We start from the raw sequence: 4,301 nt of genomic DNA, 5'->3' as shown, positions 1-4,301 counted from the left end.
TACTATTAAATTCACTTTTTTTTTATTGTGAACATTTTTTGACAGAAATTGTAATTTCGTTGACTTTAAATATTTATGGCTCTATATTTTAACCAATTGTGAATCAAATTAACTCAATAATTACGTTATGAAAATAAAAATTGAAAAGGATTTTGTTCATGAAGAATAAATGGACCTTACAAACTTTTTTTATTTCTATTCTCATTTTGTTATCTGGTTGCAAGCCAGTAAAGGTGTTAGATCCTAAAGGACCTCAAGCTCAAACTCAAGCTAAAGATATTATGTTATCCATTTGGATTATGTCATTTATTGTCTTGGTCGTTTTCCTTATTTTAGGTTATATGCTTTTTAAATATCGTTCATCTAAACAAAGTAGTGATTATGAACCTCCTAAAATTAAAGGTAGTGTATTGGTTGAAATGATTTGTGTCGGGATTCCAGTATTGATCATTATTTTTCTTTCAATCGTTTCGGTACAAAGCAACAATAAGGTCGAGTCTGCCCCAACTGGATATGCAAATAAAAAACCTTTAATAATTTACGCTACATCATCTGATTGGAAATGGCATTTCAGCTATCCTGAAGAAAATATTGAGACCGTAAACTATTTATATATTCCTACAAATAGACCACTAGAATTTAAATTATATTCAGATGGACCAATCACAAGTTTTTGGATTCCACAATTGGGGGGACAAAAATACGCGATGTCAGACATGGTCAATACATTATACTTAGCTGCTGATGTTCCAGGTGAATATATGGGACGTAATGCAAATTTCAGTGGTAAAGGATTTGCTGAAAATACGTTTAATGTCGAAGCGGTCCCTGAAAACAAATTTAATGAATGGGTCAAAGATGTTAAGAAAACCGCTTCACCTCTAACGAAAGAAAAGTTCACACAGTTGTTAAAACCAGGTCACCTTGGTGAATTAACGTTTACTGGAACTCATTTGGAGTACTTACCTCCAAATGAAGGAGGCCATAAACATCACTCTAGTGAAAATCAAATGGACTCTGAAATGGATATGCATTCAAAACACTCTAGTCATTAATCTTTCGGTTATTTTCAAATTTAAATGTAGTTAAAGGAGTTCATATACTATGGAATTTTTCGATCGATTTGCGATTCCACATCCAAACCCTGCTATTTATGCATCGATGATCGCTATTGGGGTAACTGTAATTGCTATTGTAGCTGGTTTAACCTATTTCAAAAAATGGGGTTATTTATGGAGAGAATGGTTAACAACTGTTGATCATAAACGAATTGGGATTATGTATCTACTATCTGCTCTGCTAATGCTTTTCCGTGGTGGTGTCGATGCCATTTTGATGCGGGCTCAGACGGCCGTTCCCGAAAATACGCTATTAGATGCACAGCATTATAACGAAATATTTACGACTCATGGGCTTGTCATGATTATTTTTATGGCTATGCCATTTATCTATGCTCTTATGAACTTTGTTGTACCCCTTCAAATTGGTGCACGTGATGTAGCATTCCCACGTTTAAATGCACTAAGCTTTTGGTTGTTTTTTATGGGGGCGATGTTATTAAATATCTCATTTGTAATTGGGGGCTCTCCGGATGCAGGGTGGACATCATATTTCCCACTAGCTGGTGATGAACTGAGTAAATCCGTTGGTACAAACTATTATATGATTGCATTGCAAATTGCTGGACTTGGTACTTTACTTTCTGGGATTAATTTTGTCACAACGATTTTAAAAATGAGAACACCGGGTATTACACTTTTTAAAATGCCGATTTTCACTTGGTCTGCTCTAACGACAAATGTGATTGTAATATTTGCATTTCCTGTTTTAACAGTGGCTCTTTTGATGGGTACGATGGACAGACTATTCGGTACAAATTTCTTTACAACGACAAATGGTGGGATGGACATGCTTTGGGCAAATCTTTTTTGGATATGGGGACACCCAGAAGTATACATCCTAGTTTTACCTGCATTTGGTGTCTATAGTGAGATCATTTCAACATTTGCACGTCGAAACTTATACGGATACAAATCAATGGTCTATTCCATGTTAATTATCTCGTTTTTATCGTTCTTAGTTTGGACTCATCACTTCTTTACAATGGGTCAAGGTGCATTAACGAATAGTATATTCTCAATTACAACTATGGCAATTGCCATTCCAACTGGAATTAAAATCTTTAATTGGCTGTTTACCCTTTGGAGAGGTAAAATCGTTTTTACTGTTCCAATGTTATATTCGGTAGGTTTCATTCCGATCTTTACGATTGGTGGGGTTACTGGTGTGATGCTAGGAATGTCTGCCGCTGATTACCAATACCATAATACGATGTTTTTAGTAGCCCATTTCCATTACACGATCATTCCTGGTGTCGTTTTTGCCATGATTGCTGGACTTACCTACTGGTGGCCTAAAATGTTTGGTTTTATGTTAAATGAACGAATTGGAAAATGGGCATTCTGGTTTATCGCTATTAGCTTTAACGTAACATTTTTCCCTATGTTCTTTACAGGATTAAACGGGCAAGCTCGTCGTATGTATACTTATTCAGAGTCTACAGGATTTGGTCCATTAAATTTATTATCCTTTATTGGAGCAATCGGATTGGCAATCGGTTTTATTTTACTAGTGTTTAACATTTATTATAGTATTCGTTACTCATCTAGAAATATTAGCTCAGACCCATGGGATGCTCGTACTTTAGAATGGGCTACTCATAGTCCAGTTCCTTCTTATAACTTCGCGACTATCCCTGAAGTACATTCAATTGAAGCATTTTGGGATGCGAAGAAATTAGGAATACCGATCTTTAAAGGTCATTATGATAAAATTCATATGCCAAATAATAGTGGCGCACCTTTTATCATGAGCTGTATCATATTTGTTTTTGGATTCTCATTTGTCTTTTCATTGTGGATTCCTTTAATTGTCTCTGCAATAGGAATATTTGTTTGTATGGGTCTTCGTTCCTTTGAAATTGATAAGGGCCACTATATTCCAGTAGAAACAATTAAAGAAAATGAAAATGAATTTAGAGGTGCCTAATCGATGAAATTAAAAAACTCACTCACATTAGAATATAGTACAGAACAAAATCAAATAAACATATTAGGATTTTGGATCTTTTTAGGTGCAGAAATCATGCTTTTCGGAACTCTTTTTGCCTCTTATTTTACATTAGTCAATCGTACTGGACATGGTCCTACGGGGGCAGAAATTTTTGAAATTACACCTGTATTAATTGAAACGTTTGTTTTATTAGCGAGTAGCTTTGTTATAGGATTAGCTATTCATGCTATGCGTATTGGTCGAAAAACAGCAGTAATCTCTTTTCTTACGATTACACTAATTCTTGGTTTAGTATTTGTAAGTTTTGAGATATCAGAATTCGTACATTATATGCATATGGGTGCAGGATTACAAACAAGCGCATTTACTGCGATTCTATTAACAACTTTAGGTACACATGGAGCCCATGTAACACTTGGATTTTTTTGGGGATTATTTATCATGTTACAAATACGAAAAAGAGGAATCACTCCAGAAATTGCTAATAAAACATTTATCTTTTCACTCTATTGGCATTTCTTAGACGTCGTATGGATCTTCATTTTTAGCTTTGTTTATCTGAAAGGATTGATGTAACATGAAAGAATTATTTCCTCTTAAACAAGTTAAAGGCTTTGCTTTTTCAATGATTCTAACTGGAATTGCACTAGTAGTCTACTTCTTTAACTTGTCATTTACAGTTGGAATGACAATATTGCTTGTAACAGCATTTTTACAAGCGGGTCTTCAATTAGTAGTGTTTATGCATGCAGGTGAAACAAGAGATAAAGGATCTATTTATACTAATATTTTTTACTCATTATCAATAGCACTAGTTACCGTATTCGGTACCTTACTCTGCATGATTTGGGGATATGTCTAAGACTTAGTAAATGATTAATATTCTAGAGCTTTAATATAAATTTGGAGGTGTTTTTATGTCAATGACAGCTGTATATGTTATAGGTGGAATCATAATTTTTGTTGTATTCGGAGCTTTTGTTATTACAGTAAATAAAGGATATGGAGTAAAACATAAAGTTGATAAAATTGATGAAATTAAAAACGTTTATGATGATAAAAATAATAAATAATTGTAACGAAGAAACGAGAGAATTTGTATTCTGTGATGTTTTCCATTCAACAGTATTGTCGTAACTAGAATATAATTGAATAAATGCTTTTATAAAAGGAAAAGGTTTGATCTGACTAAGATTTTTTCAAGCCTTTTTCTTTTTTCTTTATTCTAT

Annotated in this window: 5 protein-coding genes; all 5 read left to right on the top strand. The window is 33.7% G+C overall.

Annotation, left to right across the window (positions count from 1 at the left end; all coding sequences use genetic code 11):
* Positions 1 to 158: 158 nt before the first annotated feature.
* From qoxA to ytzI, 5 genes are read left to right on the top strand one after another with little or no spacing between them, the layout of a single operon-like run.
* A complete protein-coding gene (gene qoxA / locus CN514_RS21230) occupies positions 159 to 1,055 on the top strand; it encodes a cytochrome aa3 quinol oxidase subunit II (protein ID WP_098234287.1) in 897 nt (298 codons plus the stop codon).
* A gap of 49 nt (positions 1,056 to 1,104) precedes the next feature.
* Positions 1,105 to 3,048 (top strand): cytochrome aa3 quinol oxidase subunit I, encoded by a 1,944-nt coding sequence (gene qoxB, locus CN514_RS21225; protein WP_098234286.1) that lies wholly within the window; start codon positions 1,105 to 1,107, stop codon positions 3,046 to 3,048.
* Positions 3,049 to 3,051: 3 nt separating this feature from the next.
* Entirely contained in the window at positions 3,052 to 3,648 is a 597-nt protein-coding gene (gene qoxC / locus CN514_RS21220; protein ID WP_098234285.1) for a cytochrome aa3 quinol oxidase subunit III, read from the top strand.
* Between the two features lies 1 nt (position 3,649).
* Entirely contained in the window at positions 3,650 to 3,934 is a 285-nt protein-coding gene (gene qoxD, locus CN514_RS21215; protein WP_098234284.1) for a cytochrome aa3 quinol oxidase subunit IV, read from the top strand.
* A gap of 55 nt (positions 3,935 to 3,989) precedes the next feature.
* On the top strand, positions 3,990 to 4,145 hold the full coding sequence (gene ytzI / locus CN514_RS21210; protein ID WP_098234283.1) for a YtzI protein: 156 nt from the start codon (positions 3,990 to 3,992) through the stop codon (positions 4,143 to 4,145).
* The last annotated feature ends 156 nt before the right edge of the window (positions 4,146 to 4,301 follow it).

Origin of the sequence: Bacillus sp. AFS001701 (assembly GCF_002559405.1) — a bacterium.
Lineage (GTDB): Bacteria > Bacillota > Bacilli > Bacillales > Bacillaceae_G > Gottfriedia.
The sequence above is the reverse complement of the archived record's forward strand: the minus strand, read 5'-3'. Positions and strand labels throughout refer to the sequence as shown.

What these genes read in the sequence shown, in the direction of transcription:
- qoxA (WP_098234287.1), top strand. Translation starts at nt 159, where the DNA reads ATGAAGAATAAATGGACCTTACAAACTTTTTTTATTTCTATTCTCATT.
- qoxB (WP_098234286.1), top strand. Translation starts at nt 1,105, where the DNA reads ATGGAATTTTTCGATCGATTTGCGATTCCACATCCAAACCCTGCTATT.
- qoxC (WP_098234285.1), top strand. Translation starts at nt 3,052, where the DNA reads ATGAAATTAAAAAACTCACTCACATTAGAATATAGTACAGAACAAAAT.
- qoxD (WP_098234284.1), top strand. Translation starts at nt 3,650, where the DNA reads ATGAAAGAATTATTTCCTCTTAAACAAGTTAAAGGCTTTGCTTTTTCA.
- ytzI (WP_098234283.1), top strand. Translation starts at nt 3,990, where the DNA reads ATGTCAATGACAGCTGTATATGTTATAGGTGGAATCATAATTTTTGTT.